General features: G+C 58.8%; 15 protein-coding genes and 1 pseudogene. 8 read left to right on the forward strand and 8 right to left on the reverse strand.

Features of this window, described 5'->3' with window-relative positions:
• Positions 1-202 precede the first annotated feature (202 nt).
• The 4 genes from QFX16_RS27495 to QFX16_RS27510 all read left to right on the forward strand — a co-directional run bounded on the left by QFX16_RS27495 (position 203) and on the right by QFX16_RS27510 (position 5,075).
• Complete coding sequence (locus QFX16_RS27495; RefSeq protein WP_134420712.1) at positions 203-1,399, forward strand: class I SAM-dependent rRNA methyltransferase; 1,197 nt, start codon at positions 203-205, stop codon at positions 1,397-1,399.
• A gap of 424 nt (positions 1,400-1,823) precedes the next feature.
• Positions 1,824-2,903 carry a SagB family peptide dehydrogenase gene (locus QFX16_RS27500; RefSeq protein ID WP_283182057.1) on the forward strand — a complete coding sequence of 360 codons (1,080 nt, stop codon included), beginning with the start codon at positions 1,824-1,826 and terminating at the stop codon, positions 2,901-2,903.
• On the forward strand, positions 2,900-3,877 hold the full coding sequence (locus QFX16_RS27505; RefSeq protein WP_283182058.1) for a diiron oxygenase: 978 nt from the start codon (positions 2,900-2,902) through the stop codon (positions 3,875-3,877). The genes QFX16_RS27500 and QFX16_RS27505 overlap by 4 nt, the downstream gene beginning before the upstream one ends.
• Positions 3,870-5,075: a multidrug effflux MFS transporter gene (locus QFX16_RS27510; RefSeq protein ID WP_283182059.1), complete on the forward strand. Its 1,206-nt coding sequence runs from the start codon at positions 3,870-3,872 to the stop codon at positions 5,073-5,075. Before QFX16_RS27505 ends, QFX16_RS27510 begins: the two co-directional genes overlap by 8 nt.
• 16 nt (positions 5,076-5,091) lie before the next feature.
• Here QFX16_RS27510 and QFX16_RS27515 read toward each other — a convergent pair whose 3' ends face one another.
• Positions 5,092-6,789, reverse strand: a complete 1,698-nt coding sequence (locus QFX16_RS27515) for a DUF4153 domain-containing protein (protein WP_283182060.1) — start codon at positions 6,787-6,789, stop codon at positions 5,092-5,094.
• A 342-nt stretch (positions 6,790-7,131) separates the two neighbouring features.
• Here QFX16_RS27515 and ilvD point away from each other — a divergent pair, with 342 nt between their 5' ends.
• On the forward strand, positions 7,132-8,973 hold the full coding sequence (gene ilvD, locus QFX16_RS27520; RefSeq protein WP_283182061.1) for a dihydroxy-acid dehydratase: 1,842 nt from the start codon (positions 7,132-7,134) through the stop codon (positions 8,971-8,973).
• Positions 8,974-9,148: 175 nt separating this feature from the next.
• On the opposite strand, the pseudogene QFX16_RS27525 reads toward ilvD, so the two are convergent.
• Positions 9,149-10,182: pseudogene (locus tag QFX16_RS27525) on the reverse strand (HAD family hydrolase).
• A 255-nt stretch (positions 10,183-10,437) separates the two neighbouring features.
• Here QFX16_RS27525 and QFX16_RS27530 point away from each other — a divergent pair.
• Complete coding sequence (locus QFX16_RS27530; protein ID WP_283182062.1) at positions 10,438-11,829, forward strand: L-cystine transporter; 1,392 nt, start codon at positions 10,438-10,440, stop codon at positions 11,827-11,829.
• A 197-nt stretch (positions 11,830-12,026) separates the two neighbouring features.
• On the opposite strand, the gene QFX16_RS27535 is transcribed toward QFX16_RS27530, so the two are convergent.
• Positions 12,027-12,956 carry an IS110 family transposase gene (locus QFX16_RS27535; protein WP_283180508.1) on the reverse strand — a complete coding sequence of 310 codons (930 nt, stop codon included), beginning with the start codon at positions 12,954-12,956 and terminating at the stop codon, positions 12,027-12,029.
• Between the two features lie 233 nt (positions 12,957-13,189).
• Positions 13,190-13,702 (reverse strand): dihydrofolate reductase, encoded by a 513-nt coding sequence (locus QFX16_RS27540; protein ID WP_283182063.1) that lies wholly within the window; start codon positions 13,700-13,702, stop codon positions 13,190-13,192.
• Between the two features lie 85 nt (positions 13,703-13,787).
• Between QFX16_RS27540 and QFX16_RS27545 the strand changes: the two genes are divergently transcribed.
• Together QFX16_RS27545 and QFX16_RS27550 are read left to right on the forward strand one after the other, a co-directional pair.
• Positions 13,788-15,158: a DUF2868 domain-containing protein gene (locus QFX16_RS27545; RefSeq protein ID WP_283182064.1), complete on the forward strand. Its 1,371-nt coding sequence runs from the start codon at positions 13,788-13,790 to the stop codon at positions 15,156-15,158.
• Positions 15,151-16,527, forward strand: a complete 1,377-nt coding sequence (locus QFX16_RS27550) for a GTPase/DUF3482 domain-containing protein (RefSeq protein ID WP_283182065.1) — start codon at positions 15,151-15,153, stop codon at positions 16,525-16,527. The genes QFX16_RS27545 and QFX16_RS27550 overlap by 8 nt, the downstream gene beginning before the upstream one ends.
• A gap of 34 nt (positions 16,528-16,561) precedes the next feature.
• Here the strand turns inward: QFX16_RS27550 and QFX16_RS27555 are convergent, their stop codons facing one another.
• The 4 genes from QFX16_RS27555 to QFX16_RS27570 all read right to left on the reverse strand — a co-directional run bounded on the left by QFX16_RS27555 (position 16,562) and on the right by QFX16_RS27570 (position 19,353).
• Positions 16,562-16,969, reverse strand: coding sequence for a hypothetical protein (locus QFX16_RS27555; RefSeq protein ID WP_283184645.1), 408 nt, complete (start codon positions 16,967-16,969; stop codon positions 16,562-16,564).
• Positions 16,970-16,992: 23 nt separating this feature from the next.
• Positions 16,993-17,526, reverse strand: a complete 534-nt coding sequence (locus tag QFX16_RS27560; protein WP_283182066.1) for a hypothetical protein — start codon at positions 17,524-17,526, stop codon at positions 16,993-16,995.
• 94 nt (positions 17,527-17,620) lie between these two features.
• Positions 17,621-18,220 carry a phosphonate degradation HD-domain oxygenase gene (locus QFX16_RS27565; protein WP_283182067.1) on the reverse strand — a complete coding sequence of 200 codons (600 nt, stop codon included), beginning with the start codon at positions 18,218-18,220 and terminating at the stop codon, positions 17,621-17,623.
• Positions 18,220-19,353, reverse strand: a complete 1,134-nt coding sequence (locus tag QFX16_RS27570; RefSeq protein WP_283182068.1) for a TIGR03364 family FAD-dependent oxidoreductase — start codon at positions 19,351-19,353, stop codon at positions 18,220-18,222. The genes QFX16_RS27565 and QFX16_RS27570 overlap by 1 nt, the downstream gene beginning before the upstream one ends.
• Between the last annotated feature and the right edge of the window lie 98 nt (positions 19,354-19,451).

Below are 19,451 nucleotides of genomic sequence, written 5' to 3' on the forward strand. Positions count from 1 at the left end.
CGGTAGTCAGCTCTTGGGACATAAGTACACACTCTGGGACAGGCGGCGATTCTAACCCTTATAAAGTTGGATCCGACACCTTGGCCGGTCCATCGTCTGAAGTTTCATCAAATGCCTTGCCCTTCCTCACCGCATGTCCATCCGCCAAACCGTGGCCGTGCGCAACACGCTATACTCCCGCTCTTTTTTCCGGAGCGACGTCATGTCCCTGCCTAGCCTGCGCCTCAAAGCCAACGCCGACCGTCGCCTGCGAAACGGCCATTTGTGGGTCTATAGCAACGAAATCGATGTAGCCGCTACTCCTTTGCACGGCTTCAAGGCCGGCGACCAGGCGATCCTCGAAGCAGCCAGCGGCAAGCCGCTGGGCATCGTTGCCATGAGCCCGAACAACCTGATCTGCGCCCGCCTCTTGTCGCGCGACATCAAGTTGCCGCTGGACAAGTCGCTGCTGGTGCATCGCCTGAACGTCGCGCTGTCCCTGCGCGATCGCCTGTTCGACAAGCCGTTCTATCGCCTGGTCTACGGCGATTCCGACCTGCTGCCAGGTCTGGTGGTCGACCGTTTCGGCGACATCCTGGTGGTACAGATCGCTTCGGCGACCATGGAAGCCCATAAAGAAGACGTGATCGCAGCGCTGACCCAAGTGATCAAGCCTAGCGGCATTCTGTTCAAGAACGACTCCGCTGCCCGTGATGCCGAAGGCCTCAACCGCTACGTCGAAACCGTGTTCGGCCTGGTGCCGGAGTGGGTTGCCCTGGAAGAGAACGGCGTGAAATTCGAAGCGCCCGTCATCCAGGGACAGAAAACCGGCTGGTTCTACGACCACCGCATGAACCGCGCGCGTCTGGCACCTTATGCCAAAGGCAAACGCGTGCTGGACCTGTACAGCTACATCGGTGGCTGGGGCGTGCAAGCGGCTGCGTTCGGCGCCAGTGAAGTGTTCTGCGTCGACGCGTCGGCCTTCGCCCTCGACGGCGTCGAGCGCAACGCCGCGCTGAACGGTTTCGCAGACAAGATGACCTGCATTGAAGGTGACGTGTTCGAAGCCCTGAAAGAGCTGAAAGCCAGCGAAGAGCGTTTCGACGTGATCGTTGCCGATCCTCCGGCGTTCATCAAACGCAAGAAAGACATGAAGAACGGTGAAGGTGCCTACCGTCGCCTGAACGAGCAAGCCATGCGTCTGCTCAGCAAAGACGGCATCCTGGTCAGCGCTTCGTGCTCGATGCACCTGCCGGAAGACGATCTGCAGAACATCCTGCTGACCAGCGCCCGTCACCTGGACCGCAACATCCAGATCCTGGAGCGCGGCGGTCAGGGCCCGGATCACCCGGTTCACCCAGCCATCGCCGAAACCCGCTACATCAAGAGCATCACCTGCCGTCTGCTGCCAAACAGCTGATTACGCTGGTTTGACGGGGAGCCAGCCGGCTCCCCGTTCTGTTATCTGTTATTGAATCCTCCAACTTCCTACTCCAGCGGTCTTAATGACTTGCAGGACGTTTCGCTTTGTCTTTTATTTTAGCGGACAGAACTTACAAGACTCATCCAACCCTCAGATCAATCCGACAAAATTACTGGAATATTCCTACCCAATCCCCCCTTGATAAGAACTCATTACAAACTATGATTAAGTCGTCACAAAGGAGTGACACTCACTATCAATTACAAGGAGTTCAAAACATGAAAGCAATTACTCTGGAAACCAACAAAATCGCTAACCTGGCTTTTCTGGTTGCGCCAAAAGCCCGCTAAGTAAATGAAACGCTGGGGAGTGCCGGCTACCCAGCGTTTTCTATGGCAAAGACCAGAGTGAGTCGCCAATCATGCAGATAAACCCTTATATATTCATACTTCCCCGCACGCCCGACCAAATAGTCTGGGATTACAAGAACCACAAACAGTTCGAATTGAATCTTGAATATTCAACCCGTCTCGCACACCTTATCGAAAACCCTGAAAAGTTTGATAACAACAACATAATAGACACGCAACTCCTGAACGCGGGAATACTCACAACCTCAATACAAGACACCCTTGAATGGGGCTGGGATGAACTGTCGAAGATATTTCATATCGGCACCAAGAACATTCCTTGTGAATATATCCCCCAAGATATTAATGAATGGTCGAGACACTATCTGAACCATTGCGCCGAAGTACTGGCCACTCCTGCCCCGGAGGCCAGACTCACAGAGCACCCGACAACCGAACGGATTGCATTGCCTCAACCTTCCTGCTTCCCGGTAAAAGCGCTTGTAAAGACGTTGATCGAGCGAAAGACCTGTCGCACCTTCACGGGTGAAAGAGTTTCCCTCGATGATGTGAGCACTCTTCTGTATTTGTCCCTTGGTTATCTGCGTGAGCGCGACAACGACATCGACGAAACCATCGCTGAAGGTCTTGGCGCCCGGCGCAGCAGTCCATCCGGTGGCGGGCTGAATGCCTGCGAAGGTTTTCTGCATGTTCAGAACGTCAGCGGCCTGAATCCCGGGCTCTACGCCTACCACCCCGACGAACATGCGTTGAGCTTCGTCAATCCGGTACCTGACTTGCCCTTGGGCCAGTTGTTGTGTGGGCAGCATTTCATCAACAACCTGCCAGTCGGCCTGTTCATCACCGCTCGCTTCGACAAACTGTGGTGGAAATATGAACACTCGCGGGCCTACCGAATGGCTTACGTCGAGGCAGGTCATATTTCCCAGACCTTTCAACTGGTGGCCACCGCACTTGGGTTAAGCACCTGGCTGACCGGTGCGTTGGCCGACGATCAGGTCGAAACGTTGCTGGGGATCGAGGACAGCGCCGAACAACCGTTGTTTTTTGTGGGCTGCGGCCAGAGTGACGGACAAGTGATGTGCAAGGAATTGAAAGCGCTGCTGCGCAACCGAGGCCCACAACAATGACCGAGCCCCGCACAGACGACCTGTCACTGCCCGACGCCTGGGCACAGCGCTTCACCCTCGGCGACTGGAACACCCGGGCCTCGGTACGAACCAGCGAGCACACCTATCAATTGCCATCAGATCTGGAACGGCAACTGGAAACACGACACTGGTTCCCGCCCGCCTTCCTGCCCTACCTGAATCACCCGGAAATCGATGCAGCCGGCAGTGCGATCACCCATCGTTTATCGGCCAACCATCTGGTGTATTTCCTCGACTACACCACCCAGCTCGAACATCGAATCGTCAACCGCTCCGTGGAAACCATCGTCCACGATGAGCTCGGTGTATCTATCCCCCGACGGATGAAAACAGCTGCCCTCCAGCTTTATACCGATGAGGGTTATCACGCTCTGTTCTCCAATAGTCTCGCCGAGCAGATAGCCGACCTTTACGGCATGAGCCAACGCCCGGTGATGCCGCACCGCATTACCCGACTGAACGCCCTGCTTGACCACGCGCCTGACAGGCATAAGGCGCTGGCCTGGTTTCTCGTCGGCTTCGTGTCCGAGACCATCATCGCCAGGGAACTGCTCGAGGTTTGCCGCAACGAGTTGGTGTCCAGCGTCCAGGAAATGCTCAGGGACCACCTCACCGACGAGGCCCGACACAGTCGTTATTTTTGCGAAGTGTTCCATTATCTGTGGCTGACCCTGAACAGCAGCCAACGCACGTTCGCGGCGAAGCTGCTGGTGGACATCATCCTGATGTTCTTTGAGGTCGATGAGCGATGGCTGAAGGAAAGCCTGAACAGCGTGGGCCTCAGGGAGAATTGCGTCGCAGAAATCCTCAGTGCCCTGACCAGCCCGCAAGCCTGCCTTCAGCGCGCCCGATCAGGTGCAGGCGCGACGCTACAGGCGATGGAAAAGGCAGGTTTTTTCGACCTGCCTTTTAACCAGCAGCTCTTCGCACAGGCAGGACTTGTCGATGGATGAAGGAATATCTGCGGTCAGTGTCAAACACCGCCGCTCTGCGATCACCCTGTTAATGACCATGGTGATGCTCGGGGTCTTCCCTCTGGATGTTCTGCTGCCATCGTTCCCGGCGCTGGCCGAACACTTCCGGACCACGCCAGGCGACATCGCGTTTTCCATCAGCCTGTTTGCCATCGGGATCGCACTTTCCCAACTACTGGTCGGGCCGCTCTCGGATGTCATCGGGCGCAAAAGTCTGCTGCTGGCGGGAATGGCGGTCTCGATTGTCGGTGCGACTGGTTGCGTGCTGTCCACCGACTACGCCTGGTTCCTGATGTTCCGGGTGGTGCAAGCCATCGGCTGCGGTTGCTTCGTGCTCTCGCAGGCGCTGGTCCAGGACCTGTTCGACGGCAAGGAGCGGGATCAACTGCGGATTCTGATGGTCACCGCCAGCGGGATCTTCATTTCCGTCTCGCCACTGGCTGGCACCCTGTTGCAACAGGCACTGGACTGGCCCGCAAGCTTCATTGTCTTTATTGCCATCGCCGCCGCCGTGTTCCTTAAGGCCTGCTTCTTTCTTGAAAACCGGCACACTGCCACAACCCAGCGCCGAAGTATTCTTCAGTCCTACCGGCGTGTCTGTCGCGATGCGGGTTTCCTCGGCTATTGGCTGATCGCCGCAATCGCCTTCACCTGCCACTTTTCCTTCATTGTCATCTCGCCCCTGATCTTCATGGAGCAGTTGCAGCTTTCGGCCTACGAGTTTTCCCTGACACTGCTGCTGTATGGCGTGGCCTACATCATCGGCGGCATTCTCGCTCGAGTCCTCGCTGGGCGAATCGCCCCCAATACACAGATCATCGTCGGTCTAAGCCTGATCTTCTTTTCGGGGCTGGTAATGCTCATGCTCTCAAACGCGATGGGGCTGTCGACCCTGACGGTGCTGATCCCGATGATCATCTGCACCGCCGGCACCACCATCGCTCGCCCTATCGCCACCTCGAAGGCGATGGAGGTTTTTCCGGACATGGCCGGTACCTCGGCGTCCGCCGGGAACACGCTGGTATTCATCTTCGGTGGCCTGATCAGCGCCCTGATCAACCTGAGTCCCTTCGAACTGCAACTGACGCTGGCCCTCAGCTTCATCGCCTTGAGCAGCGTCGGGCTGGTCATGATCTGTCACATCCGCCTGCGCAATCCGGCCTTGCGCGAAGCCTGAGACAGTGGGTGCGGTGTCATTGCTCCTCAGGTTCGGGGACCAGCGAGAGCGTACCTAGTTGAACGTTCTTGAAGCGCGGCTCGATGAGTTTGACCTCTCCCGCACGCAGCTGGTCAAGGTTTTGCGGCGTGACATTCGCGCCCTGGAGCACGGTGACATATTGCCACTCACCGTCGGCGGCGCGTTTATAGAGGAACGCCCTGTGATCCCACGGCTGCTGATTGAATTGCACCACTTCGGCTTGGCCATCGCCATCCAGGTCGGCCGCCCACATCACGCACCCCGCATCCTGGCACTGACGTTTTTTGCTGTTGAGGCTGACAAACTGCTCGCTGCCGTCCACCTTCGGCCCCACCCATTCAATGTTCACGGGTGTCGACTCCGTCGGCGGGTACGTAAAGGTGGTTTCACCGGGCGTTTGTTTCATCTGGATGCGCAGCACCTCTCGCGAGGGCGCATCGAGAATTTCATTGCGTTCAAGCCGCTCGGACAACGCCTCGAATTGCTGCCGTCCAGACACGCCGAGCCCGTTGCGCAAGTAGTTGGAATCGAACGTCAACACCGACGTGCGGCCATCGAGCAAACGTCGCACCTGATCCCGTGCGCTGAACGATTGCGCATTGAGCCAAGGTGTATTGATCAGCACCAACACCACGCACACTGCCAGGGCAAGGGCCGGGTTACTGCGCCGCAGACTGTCCAGCCATGGGGTCTTGCGTTGCGCCACGGCCCACGCCGCGGCCAGGCTATACGCCGCGATGACCGCGACCAGCAACAGGCTGACAAACCGCCGGGGCGACAGGCCGTACTGCTCAACACGCAGCCAGCTTGAGTACCCGGCCACCACCATCAGCACCGGCAAGCAAAGCAAACCCGCCTCGACACAACGCATCAGCCACACCGGATAAGGCTGAGCCTGACGCCCATCCTGAAACACCCCCATGAGCAAAAACAGATACGTCCCCACCAGACACAACAATATCGGGGTCGAGTAGCCGGTGGCCCAGATCTGTTGCAGGCCGGTAAAGGGGAGCGTCACGGTAAACAGAACGGTAATGAGCGTGATCAGCGGCAACAGAAAATGACACGCCGCCAGGAAGACGCCCCGCAGCATGCCGATGACTTTTTCGTTGTTCAGCCCCAGGCGCATGGTCAGGGAAAACACCACCGGCCCACTCAGGCAAATAAACAGCGGGGAACCGAATAGCTCGGCAAAGAACCCGATGCCCAGCATGACAAACAGCATGCTCCAGAGCAGAAGCAGCAAACCGAATACACCGGTCAGCGTCAGAGCAAAAAACACCACGAACACATGGCTCCAGGCGTACTGGAACAGATCGTCGTAGCGCCAGTTGCGGCCTTCGCCGGAAGGCCAACTGGCCAGAAACGCACACACCACGTAACACAGCGGCACGCTGGTCAACAGCCAAGTGTTCGTCAGCCAGCGATTGCCATACTCCATCCCGGACACCAGGACCCAGCTGCTGATTGACATCGTCAACACGCAAAACACCACCGTCAGCGCCAGAACCCGCGTGTTTCTGAGCTTAGGGCCGAGCAATTGCAGAAACAGGCCACCCACCAACACCAGCGTCAAGCTTGCCGCCAGCACCCCCGCGCCAAAAGTCTTGAGTGTTTCGAACTGCCAGAACACTAACCCTTGGCACAGGCCGGTCAGCAGGTAAAACCACAACGAACGATTCAACAGCGACATTCCAATTCCTTTTGGTGGGGTTGCGCGAGGCCGGGCAGTTTAGCCAAGCGTCCCGTGCGGTGATATCCCCACAAAGCGATTGCTCACCTACCGATGGTCATCCCACACGTTCCGTCAGCGCTGGATCCCCATTTTCCGGCATTCCCTCCTGACGCCAGCCGTGTAGAATCGCGACATTCATCGCCAGTCATCCCCCGGCGGGTTTATGAGCTCAAGCTGAAGCGCGCGGCGATCCCGCAAAGTTATCGGCAACTTCCGGACACACGGCCATTTCTGAGTGTTCCAGACGTCAATAGAAGCTCACTTCCCTTTTGATACCTGATTAGCCGCCCGGAGTGCTTCATGCCTGATTACCGCTCGAAAACATCCACCCATGGCCGCAACATGGCCGGCGCCCGCGCACTGTGGCGCGCCACGGGGATGAAAGATGACGACTTCAAAAAGCCGATCATCGCCATTGCCAACTCCTTCACCCAGTTCGTACCGGGCCACGTCCACCTCAAGGACCTGGGCCAACTGGTCGCCCGCGAAATCGAACGCGCCGGCGGTGTAGCCAAAGAATTCAACACCATCGCCGTGGATGACGGCATCGCCATGGGCCACGACGGCATGCTGTATTCGCTGCCGAGCCGCGAGATCATCGCCGACTCCGTCGAGTACATGGTCAACGCCCACTGCGCCGACGCCATCGTCTGCATCTCCAACTGCGACAAGATCACCCCTGGCATGCTGATGGCTGCTTTGCGCCTGAACATCCCGGTGATCTTCGTTTCCGGCGGTCCGATGGAAGCCGGCAAGACCAAACTGGCCAGCCACGGTCTCGACCTCGTCGACGCCATGGTGATCGCCGCCGACTCCAGCGCTTCTGACGAGAAAGTCGCTGAGTACGAGCGCAGCGCCTGCCCGACCTGCGGCTCGTGCTCCGGCATGTTCACCGCCAACTCGATGAACTGCCTGGTTGAAGCCCTGGGTCTGGCATTGCCGGGCAACGGTTCGACCCTGGCCACCCACAGCGACCGCGAACAGCTGTTCCTGCAGGCCGGCCGCACCATCGTCGAGCTGTGCAAGCGTTACTACGGCGACAACGATGAGTCGGTATTGCCGCGCAACATCGCCAACTTCAAGGCATTCGAAAACGCCATGACGCTGGACATCGCGATGGGCGGTTCCACCAACACCATCCTGCACTTGCTGGCCGCGGCCCAGGAAGCCGAGATCGATTTCGACCTGCGCGACATCGACCGTCTCTCCCGTCACGTGCCGCAACTGTGCAAGGTCGCGCCGAACATCCAGAAGTACCACATGGAAGACGTGCACCGCGCCGGCGGGATCTTCAGCATCCTCGGCTCGCTGGCCCGTGGCGGTCTGCTGCACACCGACCTGCCGACCGTGCACAGCAACACACTGGCTGAAGGCATCGCCAAGTGGGACATCACCCAGACCAACGACGAAGCGGTGCATCACTTCTTCAAGGCCGGTCCTGGGGGCATCCCGACGCAAACCGCGTTCAGCCAGTCGACCCGCTGGGAAACCCTGGACGACGACCGTGAAAACGGCTGCATCCGTAGCGTCGAACACGCGTACTCGAAAGAAGGCGGCCTGGCCGTTCTGTACGGCAACATTGCACTGAACGGCTGCGTGGTGAAAACCGCCGGTGTCGACGAGTCGATTCATGTCTTCGAAGGCAACGCGAAGATCTTCGAAAGCCAGGACAGCGCCGTACGCGGCATTCTCGCGGACGAAGTGAAAGCCGGTGACATCGTGATCATTCGTTACGAAGGCCCGAAAGGCGGCCCGGGCATGCAGGAAATGCTGTACCCGACGTCGTACCTGAAATCCAAAGGCCTGGGCAAAGCTTGCGCCCTGCTCACCGATGGCCGTTTCTCCGGCGGCACCTCGGGCCTGTCCATCGGCCACGCTTCGCCAGAAGCGGCGGCGGGCGGCGCGATTGGTCTGGTACAGGATGGCGACAAAGTGCTGATCGACATTCCGAACCGCTCGATCAACCTGTTGATCAGCGACGAAGAAATGGCCGGCCGTCGTGCCGAGCAGGATCAGAAAGGCTGGAAGCCTGTGGAAAAACGTCCACGCAAGGTGACCACCGCACTGAAGGCCTACGCCCTGTTGGCAACCAGCGCCGACAAGGGTGCCGTGCGTAACAAGGCAATGCTCGACGGGCTGTAAGGCTTAACCGTCGAACAAAAAAATGCCCCGCCAAGTGCGGGGCATTTTTTTGCGGCCAACTCGGTCAAGTGTGGGAGCGAGCCTGCTCGCGAAGGCGGTGTGTCACGCAGCATTGATGTTGAATGGCCCGACGCTTTCGCGAGCAGGCTCACTCCCACATTTGGATTTTTGGTGCTTACTGGATTTCTTCTGGCTTCACAATCACCCAGTTCTTGTCCGCCGTAACCTGCAACCCTTCCTTGGCCTGAGCCGCGGCGTGCTTGGCCATCATGCCGTTAATCTGGGTCATGTATTTGTCTTTGCGGTTGACCCACAAGTGGATGCCGCCCTTGGCCACGTCGACATCGTGGAACAGCATGTAACCGTCGCTGGTCGGCGTATCGCCGCCAACCAGTACTGGTTTTTTCCACTCGTCGATGTAGGTCAGGATCGCGGAGTGCTTGCCGGCCATCCAGGTCGCCGGAGTCCAAAGGTACGGGGTCAGTTCGAGGCCGAGGTTAGCCTTTTCGTCATACTTGCCCGCGGTGATCTGCTTGCGCGCCGTGGTCAGCTCGCCGGTCTTCGGATCCTTGAGCAACAAGCTCACGCCGATCACGTTTTGCGGTTTCACGTTGTAGCCGTACTTCGGATCGGCGGCGACCATGCGCACCAGTTCTTCGGAGGCGGCGGTCATCACGTAGACCTCGATGCCGTTCTCCATCAGCTTGTTGTACAGCTCTTTCTGACCAGTGAAGATTTTCGGCGGATTGACGTCGAGGTTCTTGACCACGTCGCCTTCGTAGTAAGTCGCCGGAACCGGTTTACCGGACGCCATCAACTCATCGACGTAGCCTTTGAGAACACTTGCGCGACCCATGGATAGCAGACCATATCGTCGAGTTCGCAGAGGCGATAGTAGTAACTGAACAGACTTTCCTTGTGGTCGGCGGTGTCTTTGAACGGCATCAGTTTCAGGGAGGGGTCGAGTTTCTCGCGGGTGATCAGGCCCTTGTTTTCCATGAACGGCAGCAACGACTCTTCGAGGTCGTAGCGGTAACTGGTGTTGTCCATGTCGAACACCGCGTAGTTACCTTTGTTGGCGTTGGCGGCAATCATTGCGTCCAGCGCCTTGGCCTGATCGGCTGGCCAATGCTTCAAATCCGTAGCGAAGGCTTGGCCGGCGAGGCCCAAGCAGAGTGCAGCGACCAGAAATTTCGGTGCGAGCTTCATCGGCATGCTTTCCTTATTAAAAGACCCTGAATTAAAGACATCGAAGCTAACAAATAAGTGTGACAGCCCTCGTCTGCCCGCGACCGCCTGCGTCCCTATTGCGCCAGCTGCATCTCTGTCAGCGACACTCGCTTATTCCAAAAACGACAGCATCCAGATGTTTTTGATATTAATTCATTAGATATCAAGCTGTTAGGCTTGCCGGTTCGCGGCTGCCCCGGAAGGTAGCTGGCACAAGTCTTTATCGGAGTTCCAATGAATCTGCCGCTGATCCTCAATCTGCTGGTGTTCCTCGCCCTGCTCTTTGGCCTGGCGCAAACCCGTCACACCACATGGAGCCTGGCGAAAAAAGTCCTGCTCGCGTTGGTGCTGGGCGTGGTCTTCGGTGTGGCTCTGCACACCGTTTACGGTGCCGGCAACCCGGTACTGAAAGCCTCGATCGGCTGGTTCGATCTGGTAGGCAACGGTTACGTGCAGTTGCTGCAAATGATCGTGATCCCGCTGGTGTTCGCCTCGATCCTCAGTGCCGTGGCCCGTCTGCACAACGCCTCGTCGCTGGGCAAGATCAGCTTCCTGACCATCGGCACGCTGTTGTTTACCACGGCCCTCGCGGCGCTGATCGGTATCGGTTTGACCAACCTGTTTGGTTTGACCGCCGAAGGCCTGGTGGCCGGCACTCAGGAAATGGCCCGTCTGCAAACCATCCAGACCGACTACGCGGGCAAGGTTGCCGACCTGAATGTGCCGCAGCTGTTGCTGTCGTTCATTCCGCAAAACCCGTTCGCCGACCTCGCTCGCGCGAAGCCGACCTCGATCATCAGCGTGGTGATTTTTGCTGCGTTCCTTGGCGTCGCAGCGCTGCAACTGCTGAAAGATGACGTCGAAAAAGGTCAGAAAGTGATCAACGCCATCGACACCCTGCAAGCCTGGGTGATGCGTCTGGTGCGTCTGGTGATGAAGCTGACCCCGTACGGTGTATTGGCTCTGATGACCAAAGTGGTCGCCGGCTCCAACCTGCAGGACATCATCAAACTTGGCAGTTTCGTGGTGGTTTCCTACATCGGACTGGGCCTGATGTTCGTGGTCCATGGCTTGCTGGTGTCGGCCGCCGGGATCAATCCGCTGCGCTTTTTCCGCAAGATCTGGCCGGTGCTGACGTTTGCTTTCACCAGCCGCTCCAGCGCCGCGACCATTCCGCTGAGCATCGAAGCCCAGACCAGCCGTTTGGGTATTCCACAATCCATCGCCAGTTTCGCCGCCTCGTTCGGCGCGACCATTGGCCAGAATGGTTGTGCCGGTCTGTACCCGGCGATGTTGGCGGTGATGGTTGCGCCAACCGTGGGCATCAACCCGCTGGACCCGCTGTGGATCGCGACGCTGGTGGCGATTGTGACGCTGAGCTCGGCCGGTGTGGCCGGCGTGGGCGGTGGCGCGACGTTTGCCGCGTTGATCGTGCTGCCCGCGATGGGCTTGCCGGTGTCACTGGTGGCGTTGCTGATTTCGGTTGAGCCGCTGATTGACATGGGCCGTACGGCGTTGAACGTCAGCGGTTCGATAACGGCCGGTGCGATTACCAGCCAGATCATGCAGCAGACCGATAAAGAACTGCTACATGCGGATGAGCATTCGGAGTTGGCTCACGCTTAAGTAGCGCCTGATAGTCCGCCTTCGCGAGCAAGCCCGCTCCCACAGTTGATCTTCGGTGTTCATAAGTTCTATGTACACCGCAGGACCAATGTGGGAGCAACTGTCTTGATGATCTTTATTCTGAAGGCATATTGATAGACAGCTGAATTCCCACAGCTTTACGCCATGCGATGCCCTACAGGAACACCGCGACCCGTTTAGGCCAAGGGTTCTTTCCACTCGGTTCGGTCTCGGATCATGGCGTTCAGCCGTATCAACAACACACGCATACAGGCGATGAGCGCTACTTTTGCGCATTTACCCTTATGACGCAGTGCGTCATACCGCGCTTTGAACTCAGGCTGTCGCTGAATCACCACCCAGCACGCCATGTACATTGCCCGACGCGCAGCAAACCTGCCGCCGCTAATGTGGCGGGGGCCTTCATGCTTGCCACTGTCGTCGTTGTAGGGGGCTATGCCTGCCAGCGCTGCAATCTCGTGCCGTCCAACCTCGCCCAGCTCGGGTAAGTAGGCCATCAAGCTGGCTGCCGTCACGAGCCCTATACCCTTGACCGAGCACAAACGGGCCGTTTTATCACTGTCCAGGTCTTTAGCAGTTTGACGGATCAGCTTTTCTATCGACTTTATGGCTTGGCATAAATAGTCGATATGACTTCGCAGACAGGGTTTTACCGTGTCAGCAGAGGCTGTTTTAAGGCGCCGTATATCGTCGCCTTGCTGCTGAACAAAATTTTCGCGCTGCTGTACCAGCGCACGCAAATTGTCCTGTTCAGGGCTGGTGATTCGGTTGCTTGGCGACTTTATGACTTCGGCAAACTGCGCGAGCAGCCGCGCATCTATCGGGTCGGTTTTAGCGCGCTGCCCCATGGCCTTGGCAAAATCCCTGGCTCGGCGAGGGTTGATCCGCAAGACTTCGAAGCCGGCAGCCTGAAGCGCTTTCATGACCTCTCGCTCATAGCCGCCGGTGGCTTCCAGCAATACGCGGCTGACCTGATAGCGCTTTAACCAGTCAATCAGCGCAAGGAAATCACTGGCGGTATTGAGGTGACTCGCGCCAACGTCTTGCGGGTTAATCCGAACTTCAAGGGTATCTTTGGAAACATCGATGCCTGCGCAGGAAAACATAGCCGATCCCTCTTACACTCAAAGGTGAGAGCGCTCTGGCTGGGCACCACGCTTGTAATGTTCGAGGTCGGCTCGTTCAACTGTTCGGGCTCAATAACCAGAGCGGAGAGGTGAATGGCAGCATGGGCTCCCACACGTGCTTTAAGCACTCCGGGCATTCAGCTTGCCACTCACCGCTCTCACCCTCAGTCTAATTCCTGCCCAAGACACAAGCGGGCTTGCTCGCGAAGCTTTTAAGACTTTTCCCACACTTCGAAGTTGTACGCCGGCTTGTCATCCACAGCCGGATTCTCGGTGTTCGACACCAGTTTCCACTCTTTCAAATCAAACTCCGGAAACCACGCATCCCCTTCCGGGCTCAGCGCCACGCGCGTCAAATACAACCGATCAGCCCGAGCCATCCCCTGCGCATACAATTGCGCGCCGCCAATCAGCATCAGCTCATCGACACCCTGTTCCCGAGCCCACTCTTCAGCGCGAACCACTGCAGCCTCCAGCGACGGATAAACCTCCGCGCCTTCCAGCAGCAGATCCGCCTGACGACTGACCACGATGTTCAACCGGCCCGGCAACGGACGACCGAGGGAATCCCAGGTCTTGCGACCCATGATGATCGGCTTGCCCAGGGTGGTGGCCTTGAAGTATTTGAAGTCCCCCGGCAAGTGCCAGGGCATGCTGTTGTCGACGCCGATCACACGGTTTTCACCGAGGGCTGCAATCAGGCTGAGGGGGAGTGATTTAGTCATGCCGGCGAGGATACCAGAGCCTCCCGTACCCCGATAAGCGCCACAGCGGTTATGCTCACCACTGAACTAAGCGACGGGATGCCGCGTGACTGAACTGAATAACCTCTGGTTGACGGAAACCATTCGCCTGCGCGAAGAACACGCCGGCCCCCTGGATGATCTGGAAGCCAACCGACTGGCCCGCAGCGCGGGCGGTGATTTGCCGTCACGCATTCAACGCCGCGCCCTGTGGCTGGCGGACCGCGACGGGCTGACCAGCGCCCTCAAACATTGGCTGCAAGGTGCGCGGCTGGCACTGTTGGTATTGGCTGTTCTCGCCGTTGCCAGCGGCGCCGGCCTGGCGCTTGCCGCGCTGGGCGACGGACAACCCCCGGTCAATGTGTTCTGGGCCTTGGGCAGTTTGCTTGGGCTGAACCTGATTCTGTTGCTGAGCTGGGCGTTGGGCCTTGCCTTCGCCGGCGAACACGGCGCCACCCTCGGCCGCTTGTGGTTATGGCTCAGCGAAAAACTCGCTCGCGATGCCAAAGCGGCGCAACTGGCGCCGGCCCTGCTGCTATTGCTGCAACGACAAAAACTCAATCGCTGGGCGGTCGGCGTACTGGTCAACGGTTTGTGGTTGCTGGCGATGCTCAGCGCTCTGGTGATGCTGTTGATGCTGATGGCGACCCGGCGTTACGGCTTCGTCTGGGAAACCACCCTCCTCAGCGGCGACACCTTCGTCGCCATGACTCAGGCTCTCGGAGCCCTTCCGGCCATGCTTGGTTTCAACGTTCCGACCGTAGAAATGATCCGCGCCAGCGACGATGCCGCGCTGAACATCGAAAGCGCCCGTCAGGCCTGGGCAACATGGCTGGTCGGTGTGTTGGTGGTCTACGGTGTTTTGCCGCGTCTGTTGTTGGCGCTGTTTTGCCTGTGGCGCTGGAAAACCGGCCAAGCGACATTACATCTGGATTTGAACCTGCCCGGTTATGCCCAACTGCGCGAACGGCTGATGCCGACCAGTGAACGCCTGGGCATCAGCGACGCTGCGCCAGAGCAATTGCATCGTATTGAAAGCGGCGTCAACGACCTGCCAAGCGATGGCGCACTGTTGGTGGCCATCGAGCTGGACGATCAACGCCCCTGGCCGCCGCCACTGCCGAAAACCGTGGGCAACGCCGGGATTCTCGACAGTCGCGAATCGCGCAACAAACTTCTCGAACAGCTGAGCCGTTTCCCTCCGGCCCGATTGGCCATCGCTTGCGATCCGCGACGTTCGCCAGACCGCGGCAGTCTGGCACTGATCGCCGAACTGGCGCGCAACGCCAGCGCCACCCGCGTCTGGCTGCTGCAAGCACCACCGGGCGAAGCGCTGGATGCCGAAAGGCTGGGCGACTGGCACGTGGCGTTGCAGCAGTTGGACTTGCCGTTCGCCGATTGCGCGCCGTTGAACTGGCTGGAGAGCGGTCATGACTAATCCATGGAAAGCGCCCTTGAAGCTCGCGGTAGTCGGCCACACCAACGTCGGCAAAACCTCGTTGCTGCGCACCCTGACCCGCGATGTCGGTTTCGGTGAGGTGTCTCATCGCCCCAGCACCACACGACACGTCGAGGGCGCACGATTGTCGGTGGACGGCGAGCCGTTGCTCGATCTCTTCGACACGCCGGGCCTGGAAGACGCCATCGCCCTGCTCGACTACCTCGAACGTCTGGAACGACCGGGTGAACGCCTGGACGGCCCGGCACGTCTTGCGCGTTTCCTTGAAGGCAGCGAAGCCCGGCAGCGTTTCGAACAGGAAGCCAAGGTGCTGCGGCAACTGCTGACCTGCGACGCCGGTCTCTACGTGATCGATGCCCGGGAACCGGTGCTGGCCAAATACCGTGATGAGCTGGAAGTGTTGGCCAGCTGCGGAAAACCGTTGCTGCCGGTGCTGAATTTTGTCAGCAGCGCCAACCATCGCGAGCCGGATTGGCGCGAAGCGTTGGCACGTCTGGGCTTGCACGCCTTGGTGCGTTTCGACAGCGTCGCACCGCCGGAGGATGGCGAACGTCGACTGTATGAAAGCCTCGCACTGCTGCTGGAAAACGCCCGCCCGCAACTGGAACGCCTGATCGCCGATCAGCAAGCCCAACGCCAGGCCCGGCAACAGAGTGCGGCGCGGCTGATTGCCGAATTATTGATCGACTGCGCCGCGTGCCGTCGCAGCGTGGTCAGCGAAGCCGAGCAAGAACAGCAGGCCATCAACGAACTGCGCAAAGCGGTTCGACAACGGGAACAACGCTGCGTCGAAGCGCTGCTCAAGCTCTACGCCTTCCGTCCACAGGACGCGGCGGCCAGTGATCTGCCACTGCTCGATGGCCGCTGGGGTGACGACCTGTTCAACCCGGAAACCCTGAAACAACTGGGCGTGCGAGTCGGTGGCGGTATCGCGGCCGGCGCGGCAGCCGGCGCCGGGGTCGACTTGCTGGTGGGCGGCCTGACCCTCGGCGCGGCGGCACTGGCCGGCGCGATTGCCGGCGGCGCCCTGCAAACCGCGCGCAGTTATGGCAGCCGGTTAATGGGCAAGATCAAAGGCCAGCGAGAGCTGACCGTCGATGACGGCGTGCTGCGGCTATTAGCATTGCGTCAGCGGCAACTGCTGCAAGCGCTCAATGCGCGTGGGCATGCGGCGATGGACAGCATTCAGGTGGCCACGCCCCAGGACAAATCCTGGCGCGAAGGCAAACTGCCCGAGGCACTGAACAAGGCGCGGGCGCATCCGCAGTGGTCGCCGCTTAATGCGCATCCGAAGTTGAATCAGGCGCAAAGGCAGGAACAGATCGAAGTGCTGGCGCAGCAGCTCTGAACCTGATCGTTCCCACGCTCCCGCGTGGGAACGATCAAAAGCCGAGCTTCAAAAATTCTCGCACCAGCGACGCGACTCGTCGCCGATCCGTGCGATCAGCACGCCCGTCGTTGTCCACATCCGAACTCAATATCAGCTCGAAATCCCCATCATTATCAAGATCACGGGCAGCTGCTTTATAGGCAATCGTCTGCCCTTCATGAAAATGCAGTCGCACCGTTTCCGGCGTGCCATCACCGCCTGGATTTTCCGAGAAGATCCGTAAGTGGTGCTCCTCGCCTTGCCCCTCGTTGTACCAGGCACACTTCAAATACGTCTTGCCGAAGGTCTTGAGCCACCGAAGTTCAGCGTCCGTAGCCTCACGCTGTAAATGATCACTTTCAGAAAACCGGTAACGCACGATTCCGTCCTGCCCTTGACCGATCGGCGCTTGGGCGATCACTTTCAAGTAGCGCGTCCTCGCGCTCACTTCCATTTGAACTTCAGGTAAGTGGCGCTCAGCAACGACACCAAACCACGGTCCAGTGCATCAATATCGCCATCGTTATCCACATCAAAGTGGATCGACCAGTCCAGTGTGCCGTTGTTATCCGTGTCGTAGGCAGACGCGGTGTAAGTCAGCGTCTTGTCAGTCGGTTTCCCGTTGCCTTCGTGAAAATGCAAACGCACGGTATCCGGGCTGCCATCTTCGGCAAAATCCTCGGCGAAGATCTTCAGATAGCGTTTTGTGGAAGCACCGGGATTGAACCAGTTGAGTTTGAGACAGGCATTGGCGAAGGTTTTCAGCAGACGCTGGTCAACACTGTTTTCCCTGCCGTTGTTAGTGACGTCGCCCATTTTGTAATCGACGTTGCCATCAGCATCGAAATCCAGTGCAAAGGCTTTGTTGGCCAGGACATCTTCGCCTGGCGTACAAGCAGGTTCATAGAACTGCAGCAAAACAGAATCCGGTCGACCATTGCCGATTCGATCCTGAACGGTGACTTTCAAATAGCGCATGAGCATTCCTTGGCAATTAAAGAAGCTCAAACACTAGCGGCTCGAAAACCTCGTAGCCATGGCTCGACTTCGCCGTGACAAGTAAGGAGTTTCGCTAAGCATCCGTCGCAAAAGACGTCTCCGTTGCAGGAGACTTGCTCTTGGCCAGCAACGCTGATGCTTTCGCCTTCAATATTTTGAGGTCGATCACCGGCACCCACATGTCCTTCGCCTGCTCATCCCACTGGCGCATCCGCAAACTGACCTCGCACAACGGATCCTTCTCGAAGGCTTCAGCCTCGGCAGCGGTCATCACCCCGCCCTGATACTCCAGAGTGCGGCGACTGGCTTCACTCAAGCGCTCGTAGTACCCAGGCTCTTTCAGCGTCAGGTAGCGCTTGGCCTGAACGTGGTATTCCACAAGCCGCGCCATGCGCTCGCTGAAACCTGCACGACGCAAGTATTCGGCGCCCAGACGCTCGTGACTGACCACGCCGAAGCCGCCCATGTTCTCGGCACTCTCGGCGCAGATATGCCCGATGTCATGGAAGAATGCCGCCAGCACCACTTCGTCATCGAAGCCCTCGGCCAGGGCCAGTTCGGCGGCCTGGGACATGTGCTCGATCTGCGAGACCGGCTCGCCGATATAATCGCGGTCACCAAAGCGCTCATACAGACCGAACACCTCGGCGATCACTTGCTCATTGCGGTCCATCAACGCTCTCCCAACACAGTCGCTACGTTGCGTTCAGCCATCGCCGGCCCGACGCTCATGCCGACACCACTGTGCATCAGTGCCACGCTCACGCCCGGCATCGGACGCAGGAACGAGAACGGCCCCGGCCCACGAGAACCATAGACACCCTGCCAGCGTTCCACCACTTGCACCTTGCAACCCAACGTCTGCTCGGCCAGTTCAATCATCCAGTTGTCCACTTGCTCGGCGTTGAACGGCGACGGGTCGCTGCCGTAATGGTGGGAGTCGCCGATGATCAATTCACCGTGAGGCGTCGGGCTGATCAGCAGGTGAATGCCGTTTTCATGCAGATGCGGTTCCTCTCGCATGATTTGCGCGTGCACCGCCGCCGCTTCCGGCAGATCGGCGAAGGCGCCGTAGTGCACGCAGCTCAAACCGGTGAGCAAGGCGTGTTGCAGGTTGAGGTTGATTTGCGACCGAGCGCGGAGCATTTGCAAACGACAAATTTGCGGGTTGAGTTCGGCGATCGGCTCGGCCAGCAACGTCTGATAATCGTGGCCGGAACAGACGATGATCTGTTCGGCAGTGAAGGCCCCGGCGGTGCTGTGCAAGCGGCCAGGCTCGATATCGCGCACGAGTGTGGAGAAGTGAAACGCGACGCCGAGTTCGCGGCGCAGATAGTCGATCAGCGCTGGAATGGCTTCACGGGAATACAGTTGCTGATCGTCCATGCCGTGCAACGCGGCGCGGTGATGGCTGAATTGGCCGCCATACAAGTCACGCAACGCAGCGCCATGCAGCAGGTCGACGCGGTAACCGTGTTCCACGGCGCGGCCGGCGCAGAAGGCTTCCAGCAGGTGTTCTTCGGCTTCGGTGCGGGCAAACAGGTACGAGCCGTTGCGCTTGAGCTGCAGACCGGCGAGCTGTGCCAATTGGCCCCATATTTCGCGACTGGCTTTGGCCAGTTCGAGCATCGGGCCCGGTGGTTGGCCGGTTACCAATGCCTGACCGAAGTTGCGTACCGATGCGCCTAAGGGCGTTTCGCTGCGCTCGAAAACGGTGACTTTCAGACCGCGCTTGGCGGCGGCGTAGGCGTGGGACAGGCCGAGGATGCCGGCGCCGACGATCAGCATGTCGTTGTGTTGTGTCATGGAGTTTTGTCCTGAACTCGAAGCCGCCTTCGCGGGCAAGCCTCGCTCCTACAGGGGAACCCGTATCCCTGTAGGAGCGAGCGGTGCGGCGATCCGAC

Source organism: Pseudomonas svalbardensis, from assembly GCF_030053115.1.
In the GTDB taxonomy this organism is placed as follows: Bacteria; Pseudomonadota; Gammaproteobacteria; order Pseudomonadales; family Pseudomonadaceae; genus Aquipseudomonas; species Aquipseudomonas svalbardensis.